At 67.7% G+C, this 24873-nt stretch carries 22 protein-coding genes; 14 read left to right on the forward strand and 8 right to left on the reverse strand.

Annotated features, from left to right (window positions below; all coding sequences use genetic code 11):
- Positions 1-137 precede the first annotated feature (137 nt).
- From KBY66_RS05630 to KBY66_RS05650, 5 genes are read left to right on the forward strand one after another with little or no spacing between them, the layout of a single operon-like run.
- Positions 138-620 (forward strand): flavin reductase family protein, encoded by a 483-nt coding sequence (locus tag KBY66_RS05630; protein ID WP_255088312.1) that lies wholly within the window; start codon positions 138-140, stop codon positions 618-620.
- Positions 617-2632 (forward strand): excinuclease ABC subunit UvrC, encoded by a 2016-nt coding sequence (gene uvrC / locus KBY66_RS05635; RefSeq protein ID WP_255088253.1) that lies wholly within the window; start codon positions 617-619, stop codon positions 2630-2632. Before KBY66_RS05630 ends, uvrC begins: the two co-directional genes overlap by 4 nt.
- Before the next feature lie 5 nt (positions 2633-2637).
- Positions 2638-3249, forward strand: coding sequence for a protoporphyrinogen oxidase HemJ (gene hemJ / locus KBY66_RS05640; RefSeq protein WP_255088313.1), 612 nt, complete (start codon positions 2638-2640; stop codon positions 3247-3249).
- On the forward strand, positions 3239-3892 hold the full coding sequence (locus KBY66_RS05645; protein WP_255088254.1) for a PHP domain-containing protein: 654 nt from the start codon (positions 3239-3241) through the stop codon (positions 3890-3892). Before hemJ ends, KBY66_RS05645 begins: the two co-directional genes overlap by 11 nt.
- Before the next feature lie 29 nt (positions 3893-3921).
- Positions 3922-4470: a hypothetical protein gene (locus tag KBY66_RS05650; RefSeq protein ID WP_255088256.1), complete on the forward strand. Its 549-nt coding sequence runs from the start codon at positions 3922-3924 to the stop codon at positions 4468-4470.
- 23 nt (positions 4471-4493) lie between these two features.
- Here the strand turns inward: KBY66_RS05650 and cobN are convergent, their stop codons facing one another.
- A complete protein-coding gene (gene cobN / locus KBY66_RS05655) occupies positions 4494-8246 on the reverse strand; it encodes a cobaltochelatase subunit CobN (RefSeq protein WP_255088257.1) in 3753 nt (1250 codons plus the stop codon).
- Between the two features lie 89 nt (positions 8247-8335).
- On the opposite strand from cobN, the gene KBY66_RS05660 reads away from it, so the two are divergent.
- The 3 genes from KBY66_RS05660 (at position 8336) to KBY66_RS05670 (ending at position 13309) form a co-directional block, all read left to right on the forward strand.
- The gene (locus KBY66_RS05660) at positions 8336-9253 is read left to right on the forward strand and encodes a branched-chain amino acid transaminase (protein WP_255088258.1); all 918 of its coding nucleotides are present in this window, start codon (positions 8336-8338) and stop codon (positions 9251-9253) included.
- 61 nt (positions 9254-9314) lie between these two features.
- Positions 9315-12980, forward strand: a complete 3666-nt coding sequence (metH, locus tag KBY66_RS05665; protein ID WP_255088259.1) for a methionine synthase — start codon at positions 9315-9317, stop codon at positions 12978-12980.
- 38 nt (positions 12981-13018) lie between these two features.
- On the forward strand, positions 13019-13309 hold the full coding sequence (locus KBY66_RS05670) for a DUF4090 family protein (RefSeq protein ID WP_255088260.1): 291 nt from the start codon (positions 13019-13021) through the stop codon (positions 13307-13309).
- Between the two features lie 59 nt (positions 13310-13368).
- Here the strand turns inward: KBY66_RS05670 and KBY66_RS05675 are convergent, their stop codons facing one another.
- Together KBY66_RS05675 and nrdJ are read right to left on the reverse strand one after the other, a co-directional pair.
- A complete protein-coding gene (locus KBY66_RS05675; RefSeq protein WP_255088261.1) occupies positions 13369-13590 on the reverse strand; it encodes a hypothetical protein in 222 nt (73 codons plus the stop codon).
- A gap of 199 nt (positions 13591-13789) precedes the next feature.
- A complete protein-coding gene (gene nrdJ, locus KBY66_RS05680) occupies positions 13790-16066 on the reverse strand; it encodes a ribonucleoside-triphosphate reductase, adenosylcobalamin-dependent (RefSeq protein ID WP_255088314.1) in 2277 nt (758 codons plus the stop codon).
- Positions 16067-16260: 194 nt separating this feature from the next.
- On the opposite strand from nrdJ, the gene KBY66_RS05685 reads away from it, so the two are divergent.
- The 3 genes from KBY66_RS05685 to KBY66_RS05695 all read left to right on the forward strand — a co-directional run bounded on the left by KBY66_RS05685 (position 16261) and on the right by KBY66_RS05695 (position 19038).
- A complete protein-coding gene (locus KBY66_RS05685; protein WP_255088262.1) occupies positions 16261-17913 on the forward strand; it encodes a peptide chain release factor 3 in 1653 nt (550 codons plus the stop codon).
- Between the two features lie 120 nt (positions 17914-18033).
- Positions 18034-18258, forward strand: a complete 225-nt coding sequence (locus KBY66_RS05690) for a hypothetical protein (RefSeq protein ID WP_255088263.1) — start codon at positions 18034-18036, stop codon at positions 18256-18258.
- A gap of 87 nt (positions 18259-18345) precedes the next feature.
- Positions 18346-19038 carry a CPP1-like family protein gene (locus KBY66_RS05695; protein ID WP_255088264.1) on the forward strand — a complete coding sequence of 231 codons (693 nt, stop codon included), beginning with the start codon at positions 18346-18348 and terminating at the stop codon, positions 19036-19038.
- A 53-nt stretch (positions 19039-19091) separates the two neighbouring features.
- Here KBY66_RS05695 and hslO read toward each other — a convergent pair whose 3' ends face one another.
- Both hslO and KBY66_RS05705 read right to left on the reverse strand, forming a co-directional pair.
- A complete protein-coding gene (hslO, locus tag KBY66_RS05700; RefSeq protein WP_255088266.1) occupies positions 19092-20006 on the reverse strand; it encodes an Hsp33 family molecular chaperone HslO in 915 nt (304 codons plus the stop codon).
- A 16-nt stretch (positions 20007-20022) separates the two neighbouring features.
- On the reverse strand, positions 20023-20670 hold the full coding sequence (locus KBY66_RS05705; protein WP_255088267.1) for an ABC transporter ATP-binding protein: 648 nt from the start codon (positions 20668-20670) through the stop codon (positions 20023-20025).
- Between the two features lie 68 nt (positions 20671-20738).
- Here KBY66_RS05705 and KBY66_RS05710 point away from each other — a divergent pair, with 68 nt between their 5' ends.
- Together KBY66_RS05710 and KBY66_RS05715 are read left to right on the forward strand one after the other, a co-directional pair.
- Entirely contained in the window at positions 20739-21194 is a 456-nt protein-coding gene (locus KBY66_RS05710; protein ID WP_255088268.1) for a DUF3531 family protein, read from the forward strand.
- A gap of 29 nt (positions 21195-21223) precedes the next feature.
- The gene (locus tag KBY66_RS05715) at positions 21224-21973 is read left to right on the forward strand and encodes a 16S rRNA (uracil(1498)-N(3))-methyltransferase (RefSeq protein ID WP_255088269.1); all 750 of its coding nucleotides are present in this window, start codon (positions 21224-21226) and stop codon (positions 21971-21973) included.
- A gap of 2 nt (positions 21974-21975) precedes the next feature.
- Here the strand turns inward: KBY66_RS05715 and KBY66_RS05720 are convergent, their stop codons facing one another.
- On the reverse strand, positions 21976-22326 hold the full coding sequence (locus tag KBY66_RS05720; RefSeq protein ID WP_255088271.1) for a hypothetical protein: 351 nt from the start codon (positions 22324-22326) through the stop codon (positions 21976-21978).
- Between the two features lie 151 nt (positions 22327-22477).
- Here KBY66_RS05720 and KBY66_RS05725 point away from each other — a divergent pair, with 151 nt between their 5' ends.
- Positions 22478-23239, forward strand: a complete 762-nt coding sequence (locus KBY66_RS05725; RefSeq protein WP_255088272.1) for a DUF92 domain-containing protein — start codon at positions 22478-22480, stop codon at positions 23237-23239.
- Here the strand turns inward: KBY66_RS05725 and KBY66_RS05730 are convergent.
- Positions 23175-24080: a sigma-70 family RNA polymerase sigma factor gene (locus tag KBY66_RS05730; RefSeq protein WP_255088275.1), complete on the reverse strand. Its 906-nt coding sequence runs from the start codon at positions 24078-24080 to the stop codon at positions 23175-23177. The two genes, KBY66_RS05725 and KBY66_RS05730, sit on opposite strands and share 65 nt — an antisense overlap.
- Before the next feature lie 98 nt (positions 24081-24178).
- Positions 24179-24862 carry a GDSL-type esterase/lipase family protein gene (locus KBY66_RS05735; protein WP_255088276.1) on the reverse strand — a complete coding sequence of 228 codons (684 nt, stop codon included), beginning with the start codon at positions 24860-24862 and terminating at the stop codon, positions 24179-24181.
- Between the last annotated feature and the right edge of the window lie 11 nt (positions 24863-24873).

Raw genomic sequence — 24873 nt, forward strand, 5'->3', positions numbered from 1 at the left:
CTGCCCCCCGCCAGCCAGACCCGGCTGGCGGGTCGAAGATCAAAGCAGCGGGGCGGCCAGGTCAGGTTGCCTAAAATCGATTCTCTCCCGAGCGGTCTTCGATGGCTTCCGACATCCCCTCCATCGCACCAGCGGGCATCGCCCTCGATGGGGGCGCCAAGAAAACGCTGCTGCGCAAGATTCCCCACGGTCTGTTCATCTGCGGGGTGGCCGAAGGCGAGGCGGTGAACGGCTTCACGGCCAGCTGGGTCACCCAGGGCTCCTTTGAGCCGCCCCTGGTGGTGATGGCGGTGCGGGCCGATTCGACCAGCAACGGCATGATCGAACGGAGCGGCCTGTTCTCCCTCAATGTTCTGGCGGCCGATCAGAAGGATCTGGCGGCGGTGTTCTTCAAGCCCCAGCAGGGCGTCGGCGGACGCTTCGAAGCGGCTCCGTTCCAGCTTGGACCGCTCGGACTGCCGATCCTTGAAGACGCCCTCGGCGCCGTCGAGTGCCAGGTGGTGGGACAGGTGGCCCACGGTGACCACACCGTGTTCGTGGGGGAAGTCAGGTCCGCCGTGCTGCACCGCGACGGCGCCGCCCTCGAGCTGGGACCGACCGGCTGGCAGTACGGCGGTTGAACACGGCCCAGCCGCTGCTGAAGGATCAGAAGCGGCTCCAGCAACGGCTCAAGGAGCTGCCGCCGGAGCCTGGCTGCTACCTGCTGCGCGACAGCGACGACCGCATCCTCTACATCGGCAAGTCGAAAAGCTTGCGCAGCCGGGTGCGCAGCTACTTCCAGGGCGCCCATGACCTCAGTCCCCGCATCGGCCTGATGGTGCGGCAGGTGTGCGAGATCGAGTTCATCGTCACCGACAGCGAAGCGGAGGCGCTGGCGCTGGAATCCAACCTGATCAAGGCCCACCAGCCCCATTTCAACGTTCTGCTCAAGGACGACAAGAAATATCCCTACCTCTGCATCACCTGGAGCGAGCCCTACCCCCGCATCTTCATCACCCGCCGCCGCCGGCTGCGCAGTCCCCTCGATCGCTTCTACGGCCCCTACGTGGACGTGGGGCTGCTGCGCCGCACCCTTTTCCTGGTCAAGCGGGTGTTTCCGCTCCGTCAACGGCCCCAGCCCCTCTACCGCGACCGCACCTGTCTGAACTTCGACATCGGCCGCTGCCCCGGGGTGTGCCAGGAAAAGGTGAGCCCGGAGGCCTACCAGCAGATCCTGCGGAAGGTGGCCATGGTGTTTCAGGGTCGCAGCGATGAGCTGGTGGAGCTGCTGCGGGCTCAGATGGCCAGGGTGGCCGATCGCCTCGATTTCGAGCAGGCCGCCCGGATCCGCGACCAGCTCCAGGGGCTGGAGCAGCTCACCGCCGACCAGAAGATGGCCCTGCCCGATGCCTCGGTATCGCGGGACGTGCTGGCCCTGGAGGCCGACGAGCGGGTGGCGGCGGTGCAGTTGTTCCAGATGCGGGCCGGCAAGCTGGTGGGCCGGCTCGGCTACACCGCCGACGCCACGATCGCCGCCCCCGGCGAGATCCTGCAGCGGGTGCTGGAGGAGCACTACAGCCAGGTGGAACCGGTCGAGATTCCCCCCGAGGTGCTGGTGCAGCATCCCCTGCCCCGCCAGGCACTGGTGGAGGAGTGGCTGAGTGAGCGGCGAGGCCGCAAGGTGAGGCTCCTCCATCCCCAGAGGCAGCAGAAGGCCGAACTGATCGAGCTGGTGGTGCGCAACGCCGGCTTCGAGCTGGCCCGGACCCAGCGCACGGCGGAGCAGCACCAGCTGGCCACGGAGGATCTGGCCCAGCTGCTCGATCTGCCCCAGCCGCCCCGGCGCATCGAGGGCTACGACATCAGCCACATCCAGGGCAGCGATGCCGTTGCTTCCCAGGTGGTGTTCGTGGACGGCCTGCCGGCCAAGCAGCACTACCGCAAGTACAGGATCCAGAGCAGCAGCATCAGCTCAGGCCACTCCGACGACTTCATGGCCATGGCCGAGATCATGCGCCGCCGCTTCCGCCGCTGGGCCCAGGCGAAGGCGGAAGGCGCCAATCTGGGGGACCTGCGCAAGGCGGCAAACACCGTCCTCCACACCGACGGCCTCAACGACTGGCCCGATGTGGTGATGATCGATGGCGGCAAGGGCCAGCTCTCGGCGGTGATGGAGGCCCTGCGGGAGCTGGACCTGCACGAGAACCTGGTGGTGTGCTCCCTGGCCAAGCAACGGGAGGAGGTGTTCCTGCCAGGTGCCAGCGAGCCCCTGGAGAGCGAACCCGACCAGCTGGGGGTGGTCCTGTTGCGGCGCCTGCGGGACGAGGCCCACCGCTTTGCGGTGAGTTTCCATCGTCAGCAACGCGGCGAGCGGATGAAGCGCTCCCGCCTCTCCGACATCCCCGGCCTCGGCCCGAAGCGGGTGAAGGAGCTGCTGGCCCATTTCCGCTCGATCGACGCCATCCAGCTGGCCAGCCCCGAGCAGATCACCGCCGCCCCGGGGGTGGGGCCGTCATTGGCGAAGCAGATCTGGAGCTACTTCCATCCTGAGGCCGATCGGCCCGGGGATCAGCCCTTGGAGGATGGGCCCGCCGGGCAGCAGGGACGCCCGTCCCCTTACCTTGAGGGGCACCACGTCCTCACCACGCGATGACGGCCCTGGCCCTGCCACCGGAGACGTACCTCTGGTTCAAGACTCTCCACATCGTCGGGGTGGTGGTCTGGTTCGCCGGCCTCTTCTACCTGGTGAGACTGTTCATCTATCACGTGGAGGCCGAAACGCTCGAGGAGCCTGTTCGCCTGGCGTTCAAGAATCAATACGCCCTGATGGAGCGACGCCTGGCCAACATCATCACCACGCCCGGCATGGTGGTGGCGGTGGCGATGGCGGTGGGCCTGCTGGTTGCCGAGCCGCTCTGGTTGAAGCAGAGCTGGATGCACGCCAAGCTGGCCGTGGTGCTGGCCCTGCTGATGTATCACTGGTTCTGTTATCGGCTGATGGGCCAGTTGCGGCAGGGAAGCTGTCGCTGGAGCGGCCGCCAGTTGCGGGCGCTGAATGAACTCCCCACCCTGATGCTGGTCCTCGTTGTGATGCTGGTGGTCTTCAAGGGTCAGTTCCCCACCGGTGCTGCCACCTGGTTCCTGGTGGCCCTGGTGGTAGCGATGGCGGGCTCGATCCAGTTCTATGCCCGCTGGCGCCGCCTGAAGGCCACCGCGGCAGCCCTGGAATCAGCCGCCCTGGAACCCGAGGCTCTGGCAAGTGGCGGCTGACCATCCCCTGGTTCAGGTGCTGGAGGGTGTGGATCCCGGCAGTTGCCCGAAGCGGCTCAATTTCCATTGCCACACCCTCTGCAGCGATGGCAGCCTCGCTCCGGAGCATCTGGCTGACCAGGCGATCGACCTTGGCCTGGAGCATTTTGCGGTCACGGATCACCACAGCGCCCAGGCCTGCCTGCCGATTCAGAAGCACCTGCGCCAACGCCAACTGGACGGGATGCGGGTGCCCACACTCTGGACTGGCGTGGAGATCAGTTGCCTGCTGGAAGGTTGCCTGGTCCATGTGCTCGGCCTGGGCTTCAAGCTCGACCATCCAGCCCTGGCTCCCTACCTGGAGGGTCAGGCCGTGGTGGGACAGGCGCTGCAGGCCGGGGCGGTGCGCTGGGCCATCCAGGCCGCCGGTGGCCTGGCCCTGCTGGCCCATCCCGCCCGGTATCGCCTTCCCCATCAGCCATTGATCCAGGCCGCCGCCGCGCTGGGGTTTGATGGCGCCGAGGCCTTCTACGACTACGAACAGAAGGCCAACTGGCAACCCAGCCCCCGCGTCTGCCACGCCATCGCCGCCCAGTTGCGCAGCCTGGGTCTGCTGAGCAGTTGCGGTACAGATACTCATGGGTTACAGCTTCGGGGCCGCTAGGGTTGCCTGAAGGTTCCGGATTACTGACCATGGGTCTGCTCGATCGCCTGCTTGGCAATGGTTCCAACAGTGGAGACTTCACCTCCAAGAAGCCCAAGCCAGCGAAGGCTGCGGCGAAACAGGACAACGCCACCTTCTTCCTCGATGCCGATGCGTCCAGCACCCTCGGCAATGTCGATTACATGCGCCGCCCGAACACCATCCGCCACACCTTCCCCGGCAACGCCGACAACCCCGGCGATAAGGAGATGATTCAGCAGGTGGATTCCATGGAGGCGCGGGTCGAGTCCGCTTCCGCCTCCCTGGGCAATCCCGTAGCCGCCAAGGCCCCCAGGGGACTGAACAACGGCGTTCCCAAGCAGGTCAAGAAAACATTTGCCGAGAAGCTGAGTGCCTCGGAGTTGAGCCGCAGGCTGCGCGGATCCGCTGCGAATGGGGTCAACACCCAGGGCAACACGATCACCCCCCGCACCGCCAGTTCAGGATCCGCCGACGCCCAACCCCAGACCAGCCAGCAAACAGCCAAGCCGGGCACGATCGATCCGTTCAAATCGATGGCCAGGGACATCATCACCTGAAGCCGCTGAGGCTCCGAACCGAATCAGGCTTCAATCAAGGTTTCGCTGCTGAGCACCAGCTCACGCAGATGTTCCAACTGGGTGCGGTCCGCCCCTTCCCAGAGCCCACGGTTGTGGGCTTCGAGCAGTCGTTCTGCCATGTCCCGCAGGGCCCAGGGGTTGCACAATCGCAGAAAATCGAGGGTGGTTTCGGATTGAAGCCATTCCCGGCAGATCGCCCCATAGCTCCAGTCCGGCACCCGACCGGTGCTGGCGTCGTAGGCAAACAGGTAATCGAGGCTGGCGGCCAGCTCGAACCCCCCCTTGTAGCCGTGGGCCCGCATGCCCTCGATCCAGCGCGGATTGAGAACGCGGGAGCGCAGCACCTTGTCGAACTCCCGCTCCAGGCGATGGAGGCGGGGGCGTTGGTGGCGGGAATGGTCCCCGAACCAGAGGGCCGGAGCCGCGCCTCGCACCCGTTCGGTGGCGGCGCTGAGCCCCCCCTGGAACTGGTAGTAGTCGTCGGAATCGAGCAGGTCGTGCTCGCGGTTGTCCTGGTTGTGCAGCACCACCTCCACCTGGCCCAGGCGCCGCTCCAGGCCGGCCCGGTCAGCCACGGCTTCGCAGCCACCAGCGCCGCGGCCTTCGTAGCGCCAGCCGCTCCAGTTCAGGAACGCTTCGCCCAGGTCGCCGCGTGTCTCCCACTGACCACTGTCGATCAGGCCCTGCAGGCCGGCGCCGTAGGCGCCGGGGGCTGAGCCGTAGACCCTGGCGCAGTTCCCCTCCCGCCGGGCACTGGCGGCCAGGGGGTTGTCCACTTCGGATTCCTCCAGCGCCGCCACCAGGGCCGTCGCCTGGTTCACCCAGCTCACCAGCTGAGGAAAGGCATCCCGGAACAGCCCGGAGATCCGCAGGGTCACATCCACCCGGGGGCGGCCTAGCAGGGTCAGCGGGATCACCTCCAGCCCCACCATGCGCCGGGTCGGTCCATCCCAGACCGGCCGCACGCCCATCAGGGCCAGGGCCTGGCCGATGTCTTCGCCACCGTTGCGCATGGTGGCCGTGCCCCACATCGAGAGTGCCAGGTGGCTGAGGTGGTTGCCCTCCTCCTGCAGGTGGAGCTCGAGCAGCAGTTCGGCGCTGCGCCGACCCAGGTCCCAGGCCGCTTCGGTGGGCAGGCCCCGCAGATCGACGCTGTAAAAGTTGCGGCCGGTGGGGAGCAGGTCCGGGCGTCCCCGCGTCGGTGCGCCCGATGGACCGGCCGCGATCCTCTCCCCCGCCACACCGGCCAGAAAGGAGCGGCGCTCCGCCTCGCCACAGGCGAGCAACCGGGGGAGGAGTGTGCCGGCGATGCGCTGCAGCACCGCCGCGGTGGCGGGACCAGGAACCCCGATCAGCCTCGACGCCTGTTCGCCAGCCAGGAGGGGCTGCAGCAGGGCCAGGGCCAGCCGCTCCAGCCGCTCCACCCCATCGCCGCAGCAGCGCAGGCCGGCGACAGCCGCGGGTTCCGAGCCTGGCGGGATTCCGTCGAGCAGGGTGGCCAGCACCAGCCGATCAGCGGGGCTGAGCGGAGCCTGCTCATCGTCGGCCCAGGGATCGAGCGCCAGGCCCAGATCCAGGGCGATCGCCTGGGTCAGCCCCGGGCCCTCGGCCAGGGGGGGACGGGCCAGGCACAGCAGCAATTCACCCAGGGGTGCAGTGGCGGGCAAGGTGCCGAAGGTGTGCAGACCGGTGCGGATCTGGGCCTCCTTAAGTTCACAGAGGTAGCCATCGGCCGCCTCCAGCCGGGCGTCGAGGGTGCTGGGGGAGACCGTGCCGGGGCAGCCAAGGGGCATGGCCATCGCCTCAAGCTCATCGGCCAGCTGCCGGCGCAGCGGCTCCACCCGGGCGGAGCCGAGCTGGCGGGCTTCCCAGTATTCGTCGAGCAGGGCCTCCAGCCGTTGCTCCGGTCCATGCAGGCCGGCCCGGCCGAGCGGCGGGGTGAGGTGATCGAGGATCACGGCCTGGGCCCGGCGCTTGGCCTGGGATCCTTCCCCCGGATCGTTGACGATGAAGGGATAGAGGTGGGGCATCGGCCCCAGGGCCCATTCCGGGAAACACTGGTCGGAGAGGCCTAGGCCCTTGCCGGGCAGCCACTCCAGGTTGCCGTGCTTGCCGACATGGACCACGAGCTGGCAGGCGGCGGTCTGCCGCAACCAGAGGTACTGGGCCAGGTAGGCGTGGGAGGGGGGCAGGTCAGGGCAGTGGTAACTGAGAGTTGGATCGCGGTCGTAGCCGCGTTCCGGCTGGATCAGCACCACCACCGCCCCGAAGCCAAGGCCGCGGATGGCAAAGCCAGGCCCCCCTGGCGTGGCTTCCAGGCCCCCATCCCCACAGGGTGGCCCCCAGCGGGCCTCCAGCAGGACCCTGCCGCTGGCCGGCAAGGTTTCATACCACTCCTGATAGGTGGCCAGGGGCAGGTGGTCGAGGGCCGGCCGGTGCCCGCTTTCCGGATCGTTGGTGCGGCCTGCCAGCAGCAGCTGGATCAGGGCATCCCCACTGGCCGGCAAGGGCCCCGGGCCCAAGTCGTGGCCGGCCTCCTGGAGCCACCGCAGCATCAGGGCGGTGCTGGCCGGAGTATCGAGGCCCACACCGTTGGCCAGCCGGCTGTTCCGGGTCGGGTAGTTGGCCAGCACCAGGGCCAGCCGCCGCTCCCCCGCGTCTGTTCGGCGCAGCTCCACCCAGGCCCGCACCAACCGGGCGATCCAATCGAGCCGTTCTGGATCCGGCTCGTAGCGATGCAGCGCCGTGGTGAGCTGCTGATCGGTGCCTGCGAGCTCCTTGAAGGCGCCGACCCGGCTGGTGATGCGGCCATCCAGCTCCGGCAGGGCCACCTGCAGGCTGAGGTCGAGGGGGCCCAGGCCGATGCTGCTGGCCTGCCAGTGGTGGCGGCTCTGGGTGCTGCAAAGCAATTGCAGCACCGGCACGTTCAGGTCCTCCCACAGGGGAGCGCCGAGGCCGGCCTCCTCGAACTGCACGGACGCGAAGGAGGTGCTGCAGAGCACCGCCTGAACCGCCTCGCGCCGGAACAGATCGGCCACCCCCCGCTGCACGCCCTGATCCCGCAACCCACTCACCCAAAGGGCCCTTGGGCACAGCCCCTGGCCCCGCAGGGCCCCCAGGCAGGCCTCGACAAGGGCCGTGTCGCCTGCCTGCAGCAGGGCTCGGTAAAACACCAGGCCCACCCGGGGGCCCGGCTCCTCGCGCCAGTCCTGGGGCAGGGGATCGGCCAGCGGCAGCACAGACGGGGGCTGTACGGCATCCCCCGCCAGCTGGCCGCGCAGGACAACCAGCACCCGGCGCAGGTTCTCCGTGCCCCCTTCGCGCAGGCAGCGGCCGATCGCCACGGTCAGGACCACCGGCACCGTGCCCAGGCTGGCCAGGGCCTCCTCTTCATCGGCGGTGCCGGCGACCACCAGCAGGTGGCGCTGGGGGGCCTGCGCCGCCCAGGCCCGCAGCCGCTCCAGCCCGTAGCTCCAGTGGCCCCGCCCCCCCAGAAGGCGAATCAGCACCAGCTGGGTCCTGCCCATGCTGGTGGCGAGGTAGTGATCGATCGCCGCCGGATGATGGAGGGACGCCAGGTTCAGGCCTCGCACCGCCTCCGGCATCACAGTGGAATCCCGGCTCAACAGATCGGCCAGGCTCTGCAGATCGGTGTCGGCGCTGGTCAGCACCAGCAGCGGCGCCGACGGTTGCTCGACCAGCAGGGGACCCTCCGCCGGATCCGACTGGCCGGGAACTGAGGCAAGCCTGTGCATCCCCCCATCTTCGGCCCTGGCGGTGAGAAGATCGCTCCGGCGCCTGTCGTCGACGCCCCTCGCTCCGCCGCCACACCCCGTCGCTCAGCATGCACCAGTTCCTTCCCTACGCCTGGTTTGGCGGCCGCTGCGTTCCCTTTGCCGAAGCCACGATCTCCGTGGCCACCCACGCGCTCCACTACGGCACCGGAGCGTTCGGCGGCATGCGGGCCCTGCCCAATCCCACCGACCCGACGGAGATTCTGCTGTTCAGGGCCGATCGCCACGCCCGGCGGCTCAGTCAGAGCGCCCGGCTGTTGCTCACCGAGCTGCCGGAGGCCACGATCCATGGGGCGATTGATCAATTCCTGCAGGCCAACCGCCCCACCACACCGATCTATCTCCGCCCCTTCGTTTACACCAGTGATCTCGGCATCGCCCCCCGCCTGCATGACATTGAAACTGACTTTCTGATCTACGGAATTGAACTCGGTGATTATCTTTCTCCGGATGGGGTCACCTGCCGGTTCAGCAGTTGGTGCCGTCAGGAAGATCGCTCCCTGCCGTTGCGGGGCAAGATCAGCGGTGCCTACATCACCAGCTCCCTGGCCAAGACCGAAGCGGTGAAGAGCGGCTTCGACGAAGCATTGCTGCTCAACAGCCGGGGCAAGGTGAGCGAGGCCAGTGGCATGAACCTGTTCATCGTTCGTGATGGCGTGCTGATCACCCCCGGCGTCGATCAGGACATTCTCGAGGGCATCACCCGGGCCAGCATTCTTGAGCTGGCCAGGGATCTCGGCATCCCCACCCTGGAGCGTGCCGTCGACAAGACGGAGTTGTTCGTGGCCGATGAGGTGTTTCTCAGCGGCACCGCCGCCCGGGTCACGCCGGTGGGACGGATTGAAAGCACCGATCTGCCCACCGAACGCCCAGTGATGGCGCAGCTGCGCGATCGGCTCACCACGATCACCCATGGACTTGATCCCGCCTACGACCACTGGGTCACCCGTGTGCGACTCCTGTCCTGAGCATCTCCGGACCCAGGCCGGACCGGTGATGATGGCCGGATCGTTGACGGGTTGAGGGTCGATGGCAGCAGTCGTGACGCAGGTTGCAGAACCGGCCGTAAAGACGATGGGCTTCCTTGAGAGGCTCCATTCGCCGGAGCGCCCCGTGCTGGTCTTCGACGGGGCCACCGGCACCTCCTTGCAGCAGATGGACCTGAGCGCCGATGACTTCGGCGGAGCTGCCCTGGAGGGCTGCAACGAAAACCTGGTCTTCACCCGACCCGATGCGGTTCTGGCGGTGCACCGCCAGTTCCTGGAGGTGGGCTGTGACGTGATCGAAACCGACACCTTCGGGGCCGCCTCGATCGTGTTGGTGGAGTACGGCCTTCAGGATCAGGCCTTCGCCATCAACCAGCGGGCCGCCGAGCTCGCCAAGCAGGTGGCCCGGGAGTACAGCACGCCGCAGAAACCCCGTTACGTGGCGGGTTCGATCGGTCCCACCACCAAGTTGCCCACGCTGGGCCACATCGGCTTCGATGCGATGAAGGCATCCTTCCAGGAGCAGGCGGAGGGCCTGATCGCAGGGGATGTGGATCTGTTCATCGTCGAAACCTGCCAGGACGTTCTTCAGATCAAGGCGGCGCTGCAGGGCATCGAAGCCGCCTTCACCGCCACCGGCCAGCGCCGACCCTTGATGGTGTCGGTGACCGTGGAAACGACCGGCACGATGCTGGTGGGCACCGACATCGCCGCGGTGGTGGCGATTCTGGAGCCCTTCTCGATTGACATCCTCGGCCTCAACTGTGCCACCGGTCCAGAGCAGATGAAGGAGCATGTTCGCTATCTCAGCGAGCACAGCCCTTTCGTGGTGAGCTGCATCCCGAACGCCGGCCTGCCGGAGAACGTGGGCGGTGTGGCCCATTACCGCCTGACACCCCTGCAGATGAAGATGCAGTTGATGCACTTCGTCGAAGATCTTGGCGTCCAGGTGATTGGCGGTTGCTGTGGCACCACCCCCGCCCACATCGGTGCCCTGGCTGAACTGGCCGCCGAACTTCACCCCAGTCCCCGCCGGGTGCGCCTGCCGGAGGAACAGCTCAGCCGTCCCGCCCTGCAGGGGGAGCCGGCGGCGGCCTCGATCTATGGCATCACCCCTTACCACCAGGACAATTCCTTCCTGATCATCGGGGAACGCCTCAATGCCAGCGGCTCGAAGAAGGTGCGGGAGCTGCTCAACCAGGAGGACTGGGATGGCCTGGTGGCCCTGGCCAGGGGACAGGTCAAGGAGAATGCCCATGTTCTCGATGTCAATGTCGACTATGTCGGCAGGGACGGCGAAAAGGACATGCACGATCTGGTCAGCCGGCTGGTCACCAATGTGAACCTGCCGCTGATGCTTGATTCCACCGAGTGGCAGAAGATGGAGGCTGGCCTCAAGGTGGCCGGCGGCAAGTGCATCCTCAACTCCACCAACTATGAAGATGGCGATGAACGCTTCTTCAAGGTGCTGGAGCTGGCCCGGCGCTTCGGCGCCGGCGTGGTGGTGGGCACGATCGATGAGGAGGGCATGGCCCGCACCGCCGAGCGCAAGTTTGCGATCGCCCAACGGGCCTACCGCGATGCGGTTGAGTTCGGGATTCCTGCCCACGAGATCTTTTATGACGCCCTCGCCCTGCCGATTTCCACCGGCATCGAGGAAGACCGCCGCAACGGGGCGGCGACGATCGAGGCGATCCGCCAAATCCGCTCCCAGCTTCCCGGGGTGCATGTGGTGCTGGGGGTGAGCAACATCAGCTTCGGCCTTTCTCCAGCCACCCGGATCGTGCTCAATTCAGTCTTTCTGCACGAATGCTGTCAGGCCGGAATGGACGCCGCGATCGTCAGCCCCGCCAAGATTCTTCCCCTCGCCAAGATCAATGCCGAAACCCAGCAGGTTTGCCTCGATCTGATCAATGATGCCCGCCGCTTCGATGGCGATGTCTGCACCTATGACCCCCTCGGCGAGCTCACCAAGCTCTTTGAAGGGGTCAGCGCCAGGGAAGCCCGCGAATCCGGTCCCTCCCTGGCTGATCTGCCGGTGGAAAAGCGGTTGAGCCAGCACATCATCGATGGCGAACGCATCGGCCTGGAGCCGGCCCTGAACGAGGCGCTTGCCACCTACCCCCCCCTTCAGATCATCAACACCTTCCTGCTCGATGGCATGAAGGTGGTGGGTGAACTGTTCGGCTCCGGTCAGATGCAGTTGCCGTTCGTGTTGCAGAGCGCCGAAACCATGAAGGCGGCCGTGGCCTTCCTAGAGCCCCACATGGAGAAGGTAGAAGGCGAGCGGCGTGCCAAGGCCAAGTTCCTGATCGCCACGGTGAAGGGAGATGTTCATGACATCGGCAAGAATCTTGTTGACATCATCCTCACGAACAACGGCTATGAGGTGATCAATCTTGGCATCAAACAGCCGGTTGATGCGATCATCGAAGCCCAGCGCCTGCACCAGGCCGATTGCATCGCCATGAGTGGCCTGCTGGTGAAATCAACGGCGTTCATGAAGGACAATCTGCAGGCGTTCAATCAGGCGGGCATCGTGGTGCCGGTGATCCTCGGTGGGGCCGCCCTCACCCCCCGTTTCGTGAATAAGGATTGCCGCAGTGTGTACCACGGCCAGGTGATCTATGGCCGTGATGCCTTCTCCGACCTGCGCTTCATGGATGCCCTGGCGGAGGCGAAGGAGGCCGGCCACTGGGACGACCTCCAGGGCTTCCTCAACGGCATCCCGGCGGGGCTGGGCCTGACGGCGGAGGCGGATCCAGCCGAGGCTGATGGCGTTGAAGCTGATTCAAACCCGGATGAAGCCGCAGCGTCCGGTGCTGATCAGGCCGGGCAACCTGCCGCGCCGGAACCATCTCCCCTGAGCCAGGAGCGTTCCGAAGCCGTGCCGGAGCAGCCGGCGATCAGCCCGCCCTTCCTGGGCAGCCGCGTGCTCCACGAGGGGGAGATCCCCCTGGCGGAGGTCTTCGCCTACCTGGATCGCAATGCCCTGTTCGCCGGCCAGTGGCAGTTGCGCAAGGCGCAGAAGCAAAGCCGGGACGACTACGAGCGGATGCTGGCGGAGAAGGCCGAGCCGGTGCTGGCCGGCTGGATCGAGCGCTGCCTCCAGGAGGGCCTGCTGACTCCGCGGGTCGCCTACGGCTACTTCCCGTGTGGGCGGGAGGGCAACAGCGTGGTGGTCTTCGATCCCACCGATCCGGGGGTGGAACTGGGCCGCTTTGTGCTGCCCCGCCAGCGTGCCGGCAACCGCTACTGCATCGCCGATTTCTTCCGGGATCTCGACGCCGGCCGCCCCACCGACGTGCTGCCGATGCAGGCCGTCACCATGGGGGAGGTTGCCACCAATTTCGCCAAGGAACTCTTCGCTGCCGATCGCTACACCGACTACCTCTATTTCCATGGTCTGGCGGTGCAGATGGCCGAAGCCCTGGCGGAGTGGGTCCACGCCCGCATCCGCCTTGAACTGGGTTTCGGCGAAGAGGAACCCTCGGAACTGCGGGAGGTGCTTGCCCAGCGCTATCGCGGCAGCCGCTATTCGTTCGGCTATCCGGCCTGCCCCAACGTGGCCGATTCGCGCCAGCAGCTGTTCTGGCTGGGTGCCGACCGAATCGGCCTCAAGATGGATGAAAGCGACCAGCTCGAACCCGAGCAGAGCACCACGGCCCTGGTGGCCCTCCATACCCAGGCCCGCTACTTCAGCGCCTGAACCGGTGCGAGGCTGGCTGGGTCCCTGCTTTGTTTCCCATGACCCTTGCCGCTTCCGGCACCCTGGCTGGCCCCGATGGGGTGGATGCCGCGATCGCAGCCGGCCTTGATCTTGATGGCACAGCGATTCCTGCCGGGATGCTTGCTCTCTACAACGAGGTGATGGCGCTTGAAGCTCAGCGGGCCCGCAGCGGCGTGCGGAAATCGATGCGCAACCGGGTGGTGAAGACCGGGTCCAAGCATTTCGATCAGGCCAGCCTCAACGCCCGGCTTGAGGCTGCCGGCTGGGAGAGTCTCAAGGCCAAGGAGATCGCCTTCTTCTACGGCTAATCCCCAGCTGAGCCCTGAGGGCCCTGACCTCGACTGCAGGGCAGAACCCTCAGGTGTCTTCACAGCTCTTCAAGGGTGTCGATCACCGTTTGCTGGAACGCCTGCAGGTCGTTGGAATCGCTCAGATCGACCCCTTCACCCGCGGCGTTCTGGCTGAGTTCCTGGAAGTGAAAGGCGCCTTCACCATGGGCGAGAAACTCCATGGCGGAGGTTTCACCGCTCTCCTTGAAGGCGTCGAACAGGGCCATGAAGGCGGCGTCTTCGGTGAATTCCCAGCTCATGAAAAGGTGAAGGCAAGTCGGAGGGGTGGAGCAGAACCTCTTCTTAGCAGCTCCGCTCCATGACCTTTAACGCCTGCCCCCCCAACCCCGTCAACCTCCTGTCCTCGAATCGGTCCAAAGCTCCTGTCCAAAGCAGCGTCCCTGGCGTGGTGTACGAGCCCAGGAGCAACCCCCAGCAAGCGGGGCTGACCGTTTCACCTCAGGGTTTGGCCAACGGCAGCAGGCACTTGTCCGAATCGCAGCCGGCTGGGCCCGCTTCCATCGATTCACCCCGGTCGTAGCGCTGCAGCGCCTCGAAGAAATCGACGCTGGAGCGGCGGGCTCTCACTTCGGCCTGCAGACGGGTGTAGGTGGCCGCATCGATCGGCTCGAACGGCAGCCGCGGGAAGGTGGCATTGGCATCGAAGCGGGCCAGCAGCGCCGCTGAGATGTAGCCGCGGCCTTCGTCGATCGCCCGGTGGATCGCCTCGGCCACCGGCTCGATTTCGTGCTCGCGGAACTCCACCGTGGCGGAGGTGTTGTGGGCCGTGTAGTGCTCCTGCACCTGCATGTAGAAGTCGAACTGGGCCAGGGCGGAGAAGGTGTTGATCTCCACCTCATCGGCGCCCGGGATGTTCGCCCAGCTCACCTCCGTGGGGATCTCCACCAGCCACTCCGTGCAGCGCGGATCGAACGGATCATCCAGCAGCCGGCCGTGGTCGTCCTTGTCGGATTGACTCGGCACGATCGTGTATCCGTAATCCAGGCAGGCCAGGGCCACCGGATCGTTCTTGCGGAAGGTGATCCGCCGGATGAAGCGCTGCGCCTTGGGCGGATGCCAGCCGGGGCTTGCGCCGGTGAGCAGGCTCTTGGTGCCCGCCGGTTGCACCGTCGTGCAGCGGTTGGGCCTCCTCAGACCGTGGCGATCGCAGTAGTCCCACACCGCCTCATTCACATATCCCTTCCAGCGGCCCAGATACTCCGCCTCCTGCCACTTGAAGGCCTGGCCTGCTTCGGTTTCGGGGCGCCCCGCTTCCCACCACTGCAGCCAGGGGGTGCCGAAAGCATGGACGAAGAAATCAAACAGGCCGGTGAAGCTCACCCCCACGATCGGATCCCAGGCCCGGCTCTGGCGGTAACGCTCCACCTGAAAGCGGTGATTGAGCAGGCAGGCCACCGCCAGGCCGCCGGCATGGAAGGCATCCCGCTGGCTGTCGTGGTCGTGCGGGTCGATCTGGTTGAGGTGGATTTCGGCGAGGTTGCAGTGGAAATCGGCCCCCAGGATCTCGCCGCAGGGGTTGAGCCCGTAGCGGTTCAACCGGTGCTCCAGCTCCGCCTCGCCGATCTCCGGGTGGTTGAGCTGCAGCCAGCGGCCCGCCTCCTCGCGGCCCTGGTCGGAGTACACGTCGATGAATTCGGTGTGCAACTCCGCCGTGGTGAGCAGATCGGCGTTGGAGCGGGCGATCGCCTCCGGCGCGAACTGAATCGCCCCCTCGCCGCTCTGGAATTGCTTGCGCACCGCCTCCAGCACCATCTGCTTCGAGGGGCGCGTGTGGAACACCCGGGTGTGGTTCGCCATCCGCAGCGAGTCCCGCTCCGGATCGATCCGCCAGTTGCCCTCTCCGTCCTGTTGCCAGAGGTTGTCCTTGGCCACCGACGCCGGCAGATCATCGGAGGCGAACTGGCGCATGCCGGCGCTGCGGCGGATGTTGCCCGCCACGATCGTCACCGCCGCCTCATCGATCAGCAGGCAACACTCCACCGAGCTGAGCTGGCGACCGATCGCCCGGTTGAGGATCTGGGCCACCCGGCCGTAGAGATCCTTGAGCTTCACGGGGTTGGCCATGCCGCCGAAGCCCTTGAGGGTTTCACCCACCGGCCGCACATCGGAGAGATCCACCGAAACCTCCACCGGCCCATCGAAGCGCCCATCGCTGCTCAGCTCCAGCAGCAGCTGGTAGCTGTCCACCCAGCCCCGGCGCGTGTCGCCCACCCGCACCGTCACCCGGTTGCCGCTGATCTGGTGGGTGGTGGCCTCCTGGCGCCGCTCGGGCGCCGTGGCACCGATGTCGGTGACGCCGCTGATCACCAGCCGGTTGCGCACCACCGGCAGCCGCTCGATCAGGCGCGGCTCGATGATCGCGCCGGTGCCGCAGCCCATCATCGCCAGGTCCATCATCAGACCGAAGGCTTCCCAGTCGATCAGGTTGGTGGAGGTGCAGTTGTAGGCGCCGGAGAAGTTGTGGGCCTGCTGGATCCAGGGGGTGCCGCCGATCCACAGCCACCGTCCCGACGGCAGGGCCTTCTGGTGCTTCTGCATCCGCCGGATCAGCTCCACCTCCTCGCTGTTGAGGTTCCCCAGCTGGCGCAGGCCCTCCAGGTTGCGCTCCGCCACCTCATGCCAGCTCTCCCGGCCCGTTTCGGTGCGGCGGGAATAGGTGCGGTAAAAAACCGGGTTGGCGGCTGGGGCGGTGCTCGGGAAATCGAGCCGGCCCAGGCCCGTTCCCGCGCCGCTAGCCCCGTCCTCGGTTTGCCCCGGGCGGCGTTGATCGGTGATGACGGGCGGCGTGGCGGACAAGGTCACGGAAGCTCCGGTTCGGTCGTGGTCAGAACGTTAACGCCACTGGTAGGGGGTGCAAGCCGCCACCGCCACCAGAGGCGGTGCCATCCGCCGGCTGGCAGGCTGGAGCGATGACCAGCAGCCCCAGCACTGCCGCCGACACCGCCGCCGAGCACGCTGCCCTGGCCAATGCGGTGGCGCGGCGCCGCAACTTCGCGATCATTTCCCATCCTGACGCCGGCAAGACCACCCTGACCGAGAAGCTGCTGCTCTACGGGGGCGCGATCCAGCAGGCCGGGGCGGTGAAAGCCAAAGGGGAGCAGCGCAAGGTCACCTCCGACTGGATGGAGCTCGAAAAGCAGCGGGGAATCTCGATCACCTCCACGGTGCTTCAGTTCGACTACGCCGGCAGCACGGTCAACCTGCTCGACACCCCAGGCCACCAGGACTTCTCCGAGGACACCTACCGGACTCTGGCCGCCGCAGACAACGCGGTGATGCTGGAGGACGCCGCCAAGGGGCTCGAGCCCCAGACCCGCAAGCTCTTCGAAGTCTGCAGGCTGCGGCGGGTGCCGATCTTCACCTTCATCAACAAGATGGACCGGCCGGGGCGCGAGCCCCTGGAGCTGATCGATGAGATCGAGAGCGAACTGGGGCTCACCTGCTGGCCGGTGAACTGGCCGATCGGCAGCGGCGACCGCTTCCGCGGCGTGATCGACCGGCGCAGCCAGGCTGTAATCCTGTTTGAGCGCGCCGGACGCGGCAGACAGGCCACCGAGCGCACCCTGTCTGTAGAGGGAGCCCGCGCCTCGGGCGCCGTGGAACCGGAACTCCTCGATCAGGCCCTCGACGAACTGGAGCTGCTCGATGGCGCCGGCGCCGAGCTCGATCTGGAGCGGGTGCACGCCGGGGAGCTCAGCCCGGTGTTCTTCGGCTCGGCGATGACCAACTTCGGCGTGAGGCCCTTCCTCGATGCCTTCCTGGAGCTGGCCCAGCGTCCGGTGGCCCGCACCAGCCACGACGGCCCAGTCGATCCGCTGCGGCCCGAGTTCAGCGGCTTCGTCTTCAAGCTCCAGGCCAACATGGACCCCCGCCACCGGGACCGGATCGCCTTCGTTCGGGTGTGCTCCGGCCACTTCGAAAAAGACATGAGCGTGCGCCACGCCCGCACCGGCCGCACCATCCGCCTCTCCCGTCCCCAGAAGCTGTTCGGCCAGGAGCGGGAGGTGGTGGAGAACGCCTATCCCGGAGATGTGATCGGCCTCAACAACCCGGGGATGTTCGCCATCGGCGACACCCTTTACGTTGGCCAGAAGGTGGAATACGAAGGCATCCCGTGCTTCAGCCCCGAAATCTTCGCCTGGTTGCGGAACCCCAACCCGTCTGCCTTCAAGGCCTTCCGCAAGGGGGTGAACGAACTGCGCGAGGAAGGCGCCGTGCAGGTGCTCTACGACACCGACGCCAGCAAGCGCGATCCGATCCTGGCGGCCGTCGGGCAGCTGCAGCTGGAGGTGGTGCAATACCGGCTTGAGCACGAATACGGCGTCCAGACGCGCCTGGAGCCCCTGGGTTTCTCCCTGGCCCGCTGGGTGAGTGGTGGCTGGGAGGCCCTGGAGGCGGTGGGCCGCCTGTTCAACTGCAAGACCGTGCGTGATGCCTGGGACCGGCCGGTGCTGCTGTTCAAGAACGATTGGAACCTCAACCAGCTCAACGCCGACCATCCCGACCTGGGCCTGAGCGCCGTGGCGCCGGTGGTCAGCGGGGTGGAGCCGATCGCGCTCTGAGGGGCTGACGATCTGCAGGGGGTGAATGGTGCGAAGAGGATGATGCGGAGTGGATGGTGCGTTGCGAACCACAGCGCACACCAGCCCTCGCCAGAATGATTACAAAGAAAGGTAACAACCTTGCCCGAGCACCTCTGGCTGGTACGACCACGCCGCGATGGCGGCTCCGACTACGTCCGCTTCCTCCCCCGCCAGGGAAACGTGGAAGTGCTCGAAGGCTCCCACCTGCCCCCCCAGATGCCCCTGCTCAAGAGCCGCCACTGGCTGGCGACCGAAGAAGCCGAGGCCCGTCGCCGCGACCTACAGCAGGAGGGCGGCTACCAATTCAGTGACCCCCTCTTCTGAATCATGTACCGGATCGTCCGCTGAACGTTTCCTGGCTCCATGCCTCGATACGCTCGGGCTAGAACCCCGTCCACTGCACTGGAGGCCATGACCCACGGTTCCGCCCCACCCGCCGGTGGCTCCAGCCCCTACGACCGGCTCGGCATTGCCCCCGATGCCAGTTTTGATGAAGTGCAGGCGGCCCGTCGCGAGCGGCTCGCCGCCGTCGAGGGTGATGCCCAGGCCCAGGCCCAGGTGGAAGCCGCCTATGACGCGGTTCTGATGGAACGGCTGCGGGAGCGGCAGCAGGGCAAGGTCAGCAGCGCCGCCGTAACGGCCTCGAAGCGTGAGGAGGTCAAGCCCGCCGTCGCCGTTCGCACCCCTTCACGGCCCTCCCTGCCGGCCTTGCCGGCCCTCCCCCAGCTCTCGGGAGCCAAGCTGCCACGTCCGACGCTCACCCTGCCCACCCTGGCGATGGCAGAGGGCCGGGAGCGCTGGTTTCCGCTGGTGGCGATCGGTCTGCTGCTTGCTCTGCTGCTGATCACCCCCTCCGGCTCCGCCGAAGTGCTGCTCGCCCTGGCCACGGGGGTGGCGGTGGTGAACCTGCAGCGGCGCCAGGGCCGTTTCCTGGCCGCCATCGGATGGAGCTTTGCCCTGCTCAGCGTGGGCCTGCTGCTGGGCGGTGGCCTGGTCCAGCTGCTGGATCCTTCCCTGCCCTTGGGTCTGCCGATCGGCCCCGAGCAGGTGCAGAGCCTGCCGGCCCTGGTGCTGCTGCTGCTGGGGGCGCTGCTGATCACCTGAACGTTTGGCATTCAGGCCACATAGTTCAGACCGGCATTGTCAGACCGGCGTGTTCAGGCCACCGCCAGTTCGTTGATCAGCTCCTGTAGCTCCCCTTCCTCCACCCCGTAGACCTCGTTGCAGAAGTGGCAGGTGAGCTCGGCTCGGCCGTCTTCATCGAGGATGGTGCTCAGTTCGGCCTGGCCCAGCAGCCGCAGGGCATCAACGCTGCGGCGACGGGTGCAAGGGCAGTGGAAGGTCACATCCTGCTGGGCTTCAGCGTCTTCCAGCAGCCTGGGATCGAGATCCGGGAAGATGTCTTCAAGCAGCAGCTTCAAGTTGCCGGAGCAGGCCGCCAGGCGGCGGCTGAAGCCCGTGATCTCCCGGCAGCGTTCTTCCAGCAGGGCCACCAGGGCCGGCTCGCTGGCCGCCTTGGGCAGCACCTGCACCAGCACGCCCCCGGAGCAGCGCACGCCGCTGCTGTCGATCTGCTCGCCGACGAACAGGCCGGAAGGGGTCTGCTCGGAATGCAGCAGGTAGGAGGCCACGTCGTCACCGATGCCGCCGCTGACCAACTCGACGGTGCTGCTGTAGGGCTCGCCCTTGCCCTGGTCGCGCACCACATGCAGGTAGCCGGTGCCGGTGGCCTTGCGAAAATCGAAGCCGTGCTGCCCCGGCTCGGTCTCGATCAGATCGAGCTCCAGCCCCGGCGCCCCCACGTAGCCGCGCACGGTGCCGTCACGGCCGGCATCCACCATCAGCCCCCGCAGCGGCCCATCCGACTGAATGCGCAGGTTGACCCGGCCATGGGTCACCTTCATCGAACTGGCCAGCAGCAGACCAGCCGTCATCGCCCGCCCCAGCAGCGCCGTGGTGAGGTACGAGAGCTGGTGCCGGCGGCGGGCATAACGGGTGGTGACCGTGGTGAGCGCCGCCACCAGGCGAATGCCACCCTGGGCGGCCGTGGCCCGCACCAACTGATCGGGCATCGGCCCACCCCCCAACTCAGACCATCGTACGAAGCGCCGGGAGGGGCTGAAGCGTGCCCCGCTCCAGCCGCCAGCCCCGCTCGATCAGGCCGCGGAACAGCTCCGGTTCATGGGTGACCACCAGCAGCACCCGATCCCGGCTGAGCTGGACGAGCAGCTGCAGCACCTCCTGACGCACCGACCAGTCGAGGCCAGCGGTGGGCTCATCGAGCAGCAGCACCCGGGGATCCCGCACCAGCTGCACCGCCAGGGCCAGGCGCCGCTGCTGGCCGCCGCTGAGCCGCTCCGGCGCCTGCTGAAGCGACAGGGAGCCCAGCCCCACCTGGCGCAGCACCGCCTCCACCCGCTCGGCCGGCAGCCGGCGCTGGCCCAGCTTCAGCTCCTGGCCCACGCTGAGGCCGAGGAAGTGCCGTTCGGGAAACTGAAACACCAGCCCGCACAGCCAGCGCCGCTGGCGGGCATCGAGCGCTTTGCCTTCCCAAAGAATGGTGCCGCCGCTCGGATCGGCCAGGCCACAGATCAGCTCCAGCAGGGTGGTCTTCCCGCAGCCGCTGCGGCCCGCCACCAGGGCGGGCTGGCCGGGCTTCAGGCAGAGATCCACCCCATCAAGAACCGCCACCGCGGCGGTGGCCGGTCGATAGCGCAGGCCTTGGAGCTCAAGCATGGGGGGCCTCGGGTCGGTCCAGCTTGCTGCCCCGGTGTTGGATGGGGTCGATCGGTGGGCGCTTGGTGATGGACGTCAGGTTTCGGGACGTGGATCCGTTCAACTGCTGGATCTGGCTGCGCTTCGCCGCCCCACCCGGCCAGGGGGAGCGCGGCTATGTGGACACCGCCTTCGAGAGCTGGTTCTTTCTGGGCAAGCTGGGCGGCTTCAATGCCGAGAACCTGCAGGTGCATGAGGAGGGCGTCGACCTGAGCTGGATGACCTACGACGGCGATGACGCCGAGAAGGCCCTGCCCGCCCTGATGCACAACATGGGCGAGCTGGAGTATCAGGAGGAATGGGCACGGTGCTGGGTGGATCTGGGCACCAGTGACGGGGTGGCCCTCGATGTCCTGATCAATGTGCTGCGCCAGCTCGACAATGACGTGACCGAGATCGAGGAGCTGGTGATCGGTGGGGTCAACGACGACTGGCCAGTGGAGGAGCAGGACGAGGCGATCTTCCCCTCGGGTGGCGGCCACTGAGCTGCTGATCCCCGCCCCCTGGTGCTGCCATGGCCCGTGAACTGCGCCGCCTGCTGATCGAGCCCGCCCGGCTGGCCGAGGAGCTGGCCCTCACGGCCGAGGAAAGCCGCTACCTCACCAGGGTGCTGCGCTATGGAGCTGGCGATCGCTTCGCCGTCACCGACGGGGCCGGCCGGCTCTGGAGTGCCGTGCTGCTCGACCGACGCACGGCCCGCCTGCAGCAGCCCGCCGGGGCACCACTCGAAGCGGTGGCCGCCCCCAGTCCCGCCCTCACCCTGGCCCTGGCCGTTCCCCGCCTCGATGGCGATGTGGTGGTCCGCATGGCCTGCGAGCTCGGCGTCGATCGCCTGCAGCCGCTGCTGGCGGAGCGGAGCAGCGTCGGAGCGGAACGGCGGGGTGGCCGCTGGCCGGCGATCCTGCGCGAGGCCAGCGAGCAGTGTGAGCGGCTCTGGCTGCCGGAGCTGGGCGAAGCGGTTGAGGCCAGCAGCTGGCTGGCGAAGCCGGCACCGGGCCTGGCGCTGCTTGCCACCACCCGCCAGGACTCCTTGCCGCTGCTCGGCTCGCTTCTGGCCGCCACCTCGGCAGGGGAGTCGAGCGAGGCGATCGAGCTGGCGATCGGGCCGGAGGGGGGCTGGAGCCCGGCAGAGGAGGCGCTGGCCCTGGCGGCGGGCCGGCAGGCGGTGAATCTGGGGCCGCGCATCCTGCGCTGTTCCACCGCGGCAGTGGCCGGCCTCAGCCTGCTCAGCCAGTGGCGGGCAGCAGACTGCGGCGGCCGTTGAGATCAGCCTCGGATCAGGCTTGCAGCGATCGCCTTGAACCCGGCCAGGTTGGCGCCGGCCAGACGCCGGGGACGGGGCAGGGCACCGGAGGGAATCAACAGATCAGGCGCAAAGGTGGCCGTTGACGGGGCCGGGCGGTTCTCCTGCTCGCGCCGAAGCTCGGCGGCGATGGCCTCCGCCGTGGTGAGTACCGGGGCCGCCTCGGCGGCTGGCTGGGATGCTGCCTGGGCCTGGGCAGGCGCCTGGGTGGTTGTGGGGCTGGAAACCGGAGGCTGGGGCGCCACGGAAACAGGCTTCTTGGGCCCGTCGCTTCCCAGATCGAGGAAGAAGGAACCCTTGCGGTTGAACACCATGGCGTCGGCCCAGCGTGGCAGTGGTTTCGATTATCCGCCGCGCCCCCTGCCTACGGCGCCCGGCTTAGGGCTGTGCAACAGAACGCGCCCCTGCCAACCAGCGGGGGCCGGCCACACTGGAAGCAGCCGCCGCCCCGCCGGGCAGCCCGCCTTGTGGACTGATCTGGCCCCCCTCCTTCCCCCCCAGAGCGCGGCCCACTGGTTGCTGGCGCTGGGGCTCAACACCACCCTGATCGCCCTGGCCCAGCGGCTGCCGCTGCTCACCCGCGCCGGCTGGGTCCATGCCGGCCTGCTCGGCACCCTGCTCTGGGGAGCCCTGGGCTGGCGCGGCTGGCTGGCGGTGGTGCTGTATCTGGTGCTGGGGTCCCTGGTCACCCGCCTGGGGTTCCGGCGCAAGCAGGCTGCGGGGCTGGCCGAAGGGCGGGGTGGCCGCCGCGGCCCCGAAAACGTCTGGGGATCGGCCGCCACCGGGGCGGGCCTCGCCTTGCTCACCGCCGCACCCGGCGCGCCGGTGGCCCTGCTGCTGCTGGGCTTCAGTGCCAGTTTCGCCGCCAAGCTGGCGGACACCTGCGGCAGCGAGATCGGCAAGCGCTGGGGGCGCACCACCCTGCTGATCACCAGCCTGCGGCCGGTGCCGGCTGGCACCGAGGGGGCGATCAGCCTGGAGGGCACCCTGGCCAGCCTGGTGGGAAGCGGCGCCATGGCCCTGGTGCTGCTGGCCCTCGGTCTGCTGCCATCGGCGGCGGCCTGGGGGCTGGTGACCCTGGTGGGGCTGGCAGCCACCCTGCTTGAAAGCCTGATCGGCGCCACCCTGCAGCCGAAGCTGGCCTGGCTGAGCAATGAGCTGGTCAATGGGCTTCAGACCCTGATCGCGGCAGGCCTGGCGATGGGCCTGGCCCCGTTGCTGGCCTGAGGGGAAACGCCTGGCCCTCCAGCAGGGCCGTCGGTTCGAACAGGTCCGCCAGCTCGACGCCGAGTTCCTGGCGGAGCTGGGCCAGGAGGGCTTCGCAGCATTTCTGGGCAACGCGGGCCTTCAGCCCCAGGCGTTCGCCCAGCTCCCGCCAGGAGGCTCCCCCCAGCACCCGCCCCTCCAGCAGTTCCCGGTGGCTAGGGTCGAGGCGGCCGAGGCGCTGCCGCAGCCAGTGCTGGGGTTCCGCTTCACAGCAGGCCGACAGGACCGGGCTGTCGGGCCGGCAGGGATGGGGCGTGTCCCGGGCCTCGATCAGCTCCCCCAGGGGCAGGACAAGGCCATCACGCCGGGGGGCGGGCGCATCGAGGCTGCAGATCCGCAGGGCCCAGTGGAGGGAGCAGGCGTCCCGCCAGCGCTCCAGCCGGCAGCCGAGCTGCTCGGCCAGGTCCTGCTCCGCCAGGGCCGGCAGCTGCTGGTGCAGCCGCTGCTGCTGCAGGGTCTGGCCGCGGCGGTAGAGCTCCCGCAGCAGGCGGGAGCAGCGCAGCGGCGGGTGCTGGTCGCGGAGATGGTGCTGCATGGCGCCGCGGATGTAGGGGACCGCGTAGCTGCTCAGGGCCTCGCCACAGCTTGGATCGAAACGTTCGATCGCCCGGATCAGGCCGAGGCAGCCCAGTTGGAGGAGATCCTCGAACGGCAGGGTGGTGGTGCGGCTAAGACGGTCGGCCAACTGCTTCACCAGGGGAAGGTTGAGCTCCACCAGCCGGTTGCGGGCGCGGTGGTCACCGGTGGCGCGGTAGCGCTCGAGCAGGGTGGCGTTGAGGGCGGCGAAGGGTTGATCTGACACGGCTGATGGGGGATGAAGACAGTGGTTTCACCCTCCGTCCGGTGCGCCTTTAGACACCATTCCCCAACTGGAGGGAATCGTCTCCCCCATTCGGGTGATCAGGAGATCAGGGCGGGGGTGCGGGCCCGCAAGGCTTCCAGCTCGGCCCAGCGCAACAACGCCGGCCACAGCCGCACCTGTTCGTAGATCCGATGATGGCCGGCGGCGTTGAGGTGAAGGCCATCGCCGTCGACCAGCCGCAGCCAGTGGGGATCGCTCCGCAGCGGCTCCAGCAGGGGCAAGAAAGGCACATCCGCCTCCAGGCAAGCCTCCTCCAGCAGCCGCTCGTAGCGATGCACGGTTGCCAGGTCGTACCAGAGGCAGCCGGCGTAGGGCATCACCGCCTCATCCACCGGCGTCAGCCCGAGCACCAGCACCGGCGCCAAGGCCGTGGCCTGGCGGAGCAGCTGCTGCAGGCCGAACAGAAACGCCTCCGGCGCCAGTTGGTGGCGGCCGTCGGAGCGGCCGACCCGGGCGGTGTCGTTGAGGCCGATGTTGATCAGGATGCCCTGGGGCCCCTGGCGCCGCAGCTCGCCGCGGCAGCCCACCTCGCCGGGCAGGCGGGCGGCGAGCCGCTCAAGCCCATCGCCCCGCACCCCCAGGTTGTAGAGCACCGGTCCGTCCGGCAGACCCATCCAGTGGCGACGGAGCCGTTCGCACCAGCCCCCGTTCTCGGGATCGCCCCAGCCGTAGGCGCTGCTGTCGCCCAGCACCACGAGCTTGCGAGGAATGGCAACGGGCATGGCGGATCGCG

It is taken from the genome of Synechococcus sp. Tobar12-5m-g (assembly GCF_024345415.1).
Taxonomy (GTDB): Bacteria; Cyanobacteriota; Cyanobacteriia; order PCC-6307; family Cyanobiaceae; genus Regnicoccus.

What these genes read in the sequence shown, in the direction of transcription:
- KBY66_RS05650 (WP_255088256.1), top strand. Translation starts at nt 3,922, where the DNA reads ATGGGTCTGCTCGATCGCCTGCTTGGCAATGGTTCCAACAGTGGAGAC.
- cobN (WP_255088257.1), bottom strand. Translation starts at nt 8,246, where the DNA reads ATGCACAGGCTTGCCTCAGTTCCCGGCCAGTCGGATCCGGCGGAGGGT.
- KBY66_RS05660 (WP_255088258.1), top strand. Translation starts at nt 8,336, where the DNA reads ATGCACCAGTTCCTTCCCTACGCCTGGTTTGGCGGCCGCTGCGTTCCC.
- metH (WP_255088259.1), top strand. Translation starts at nt 9,315, where the DNA reads ATGGCAGCAGTCGTGACGCAGGTTGCAGAACCGGCCGTAAAGACGATG.
- KBY66_RS05670 (WP_255088260.1), top strand. Translation starts at nt 13,019, where the DNA reads ATGACCCTTGCCGCTTCCGGCACCCTGGCTGGCCCCGATGGGGTGGAT.
- KBY66_RS05675 (WP_255088261.1), bottom strand. Translation starts at nt 13,590, where the DNA reads ATGAGCTGGGAATTCACCGAAGACGCCGCCTTCATGGCCCTGTTCGAC.
- KBY66_RS05685 (WP_255088262.1), top strand. Translation starts at nt 16,261, where the DNA reads ATGACCAGCAGCCCCAGCACTGCCGCCGACACCGCCGCCGAGCACGCT.
- KBY66_RS05695 (WP_255088264.1), top strand. Translation starts at nt 18,346, where the DNA reads ATGACCCACGGTTCCGCCCCACCCGCCGGTGGCTCCAGCCCCTACGAC.
- hslO (WP_255088266.1), bottom strand. Translation starts at nt 20,006, where the DNA reads ATGCCCGATCAGTTGGTGCGGGCCACGGCCGCCCAGGGTGGCATTCGC.
- KBY66_RS05705 (WP_255088267.1), bottom strand. Translation starts at nt 20,670, where the DNA reads ATGCTTGAGCTCCAAGGCCTGCGCTATCGACCGGCCACCGCCGCGGTG.
- KBY66_RS05710 (WP_255088268.1), top strand. Translation starts at nt 20,739, where the DNA reads ATGGACGTCAGGTTTCGGGACGTGGATCCGTTCAACTGCTGGATCTGG.
- KBY66_RS05715 (WP_255088269.1), top strand. Translation starts at nt 21,224, where the DNA reads ATGGCCCGTGAACTGCGCCGCCTGCTGATCGAGCCCGCCCGGCTGGCC.
- KBY66_RS05720 (WP_255088271.1), bottom strand. Translation starts at nt 22,326, where the DNA reads ATGGTGTTCAACCGCAAGGGTTCCTTCTTCCTCGATCTGGGAAGCGAC.
- KBY66_RS05735 (WP_255088276.1), bottom strand. Translation starts at nt 24,862, where the DNA reads ATGCCCGTTGCCATTCCTCGCAAGCTCGTGGTGCTGGGCGACAGCAGC.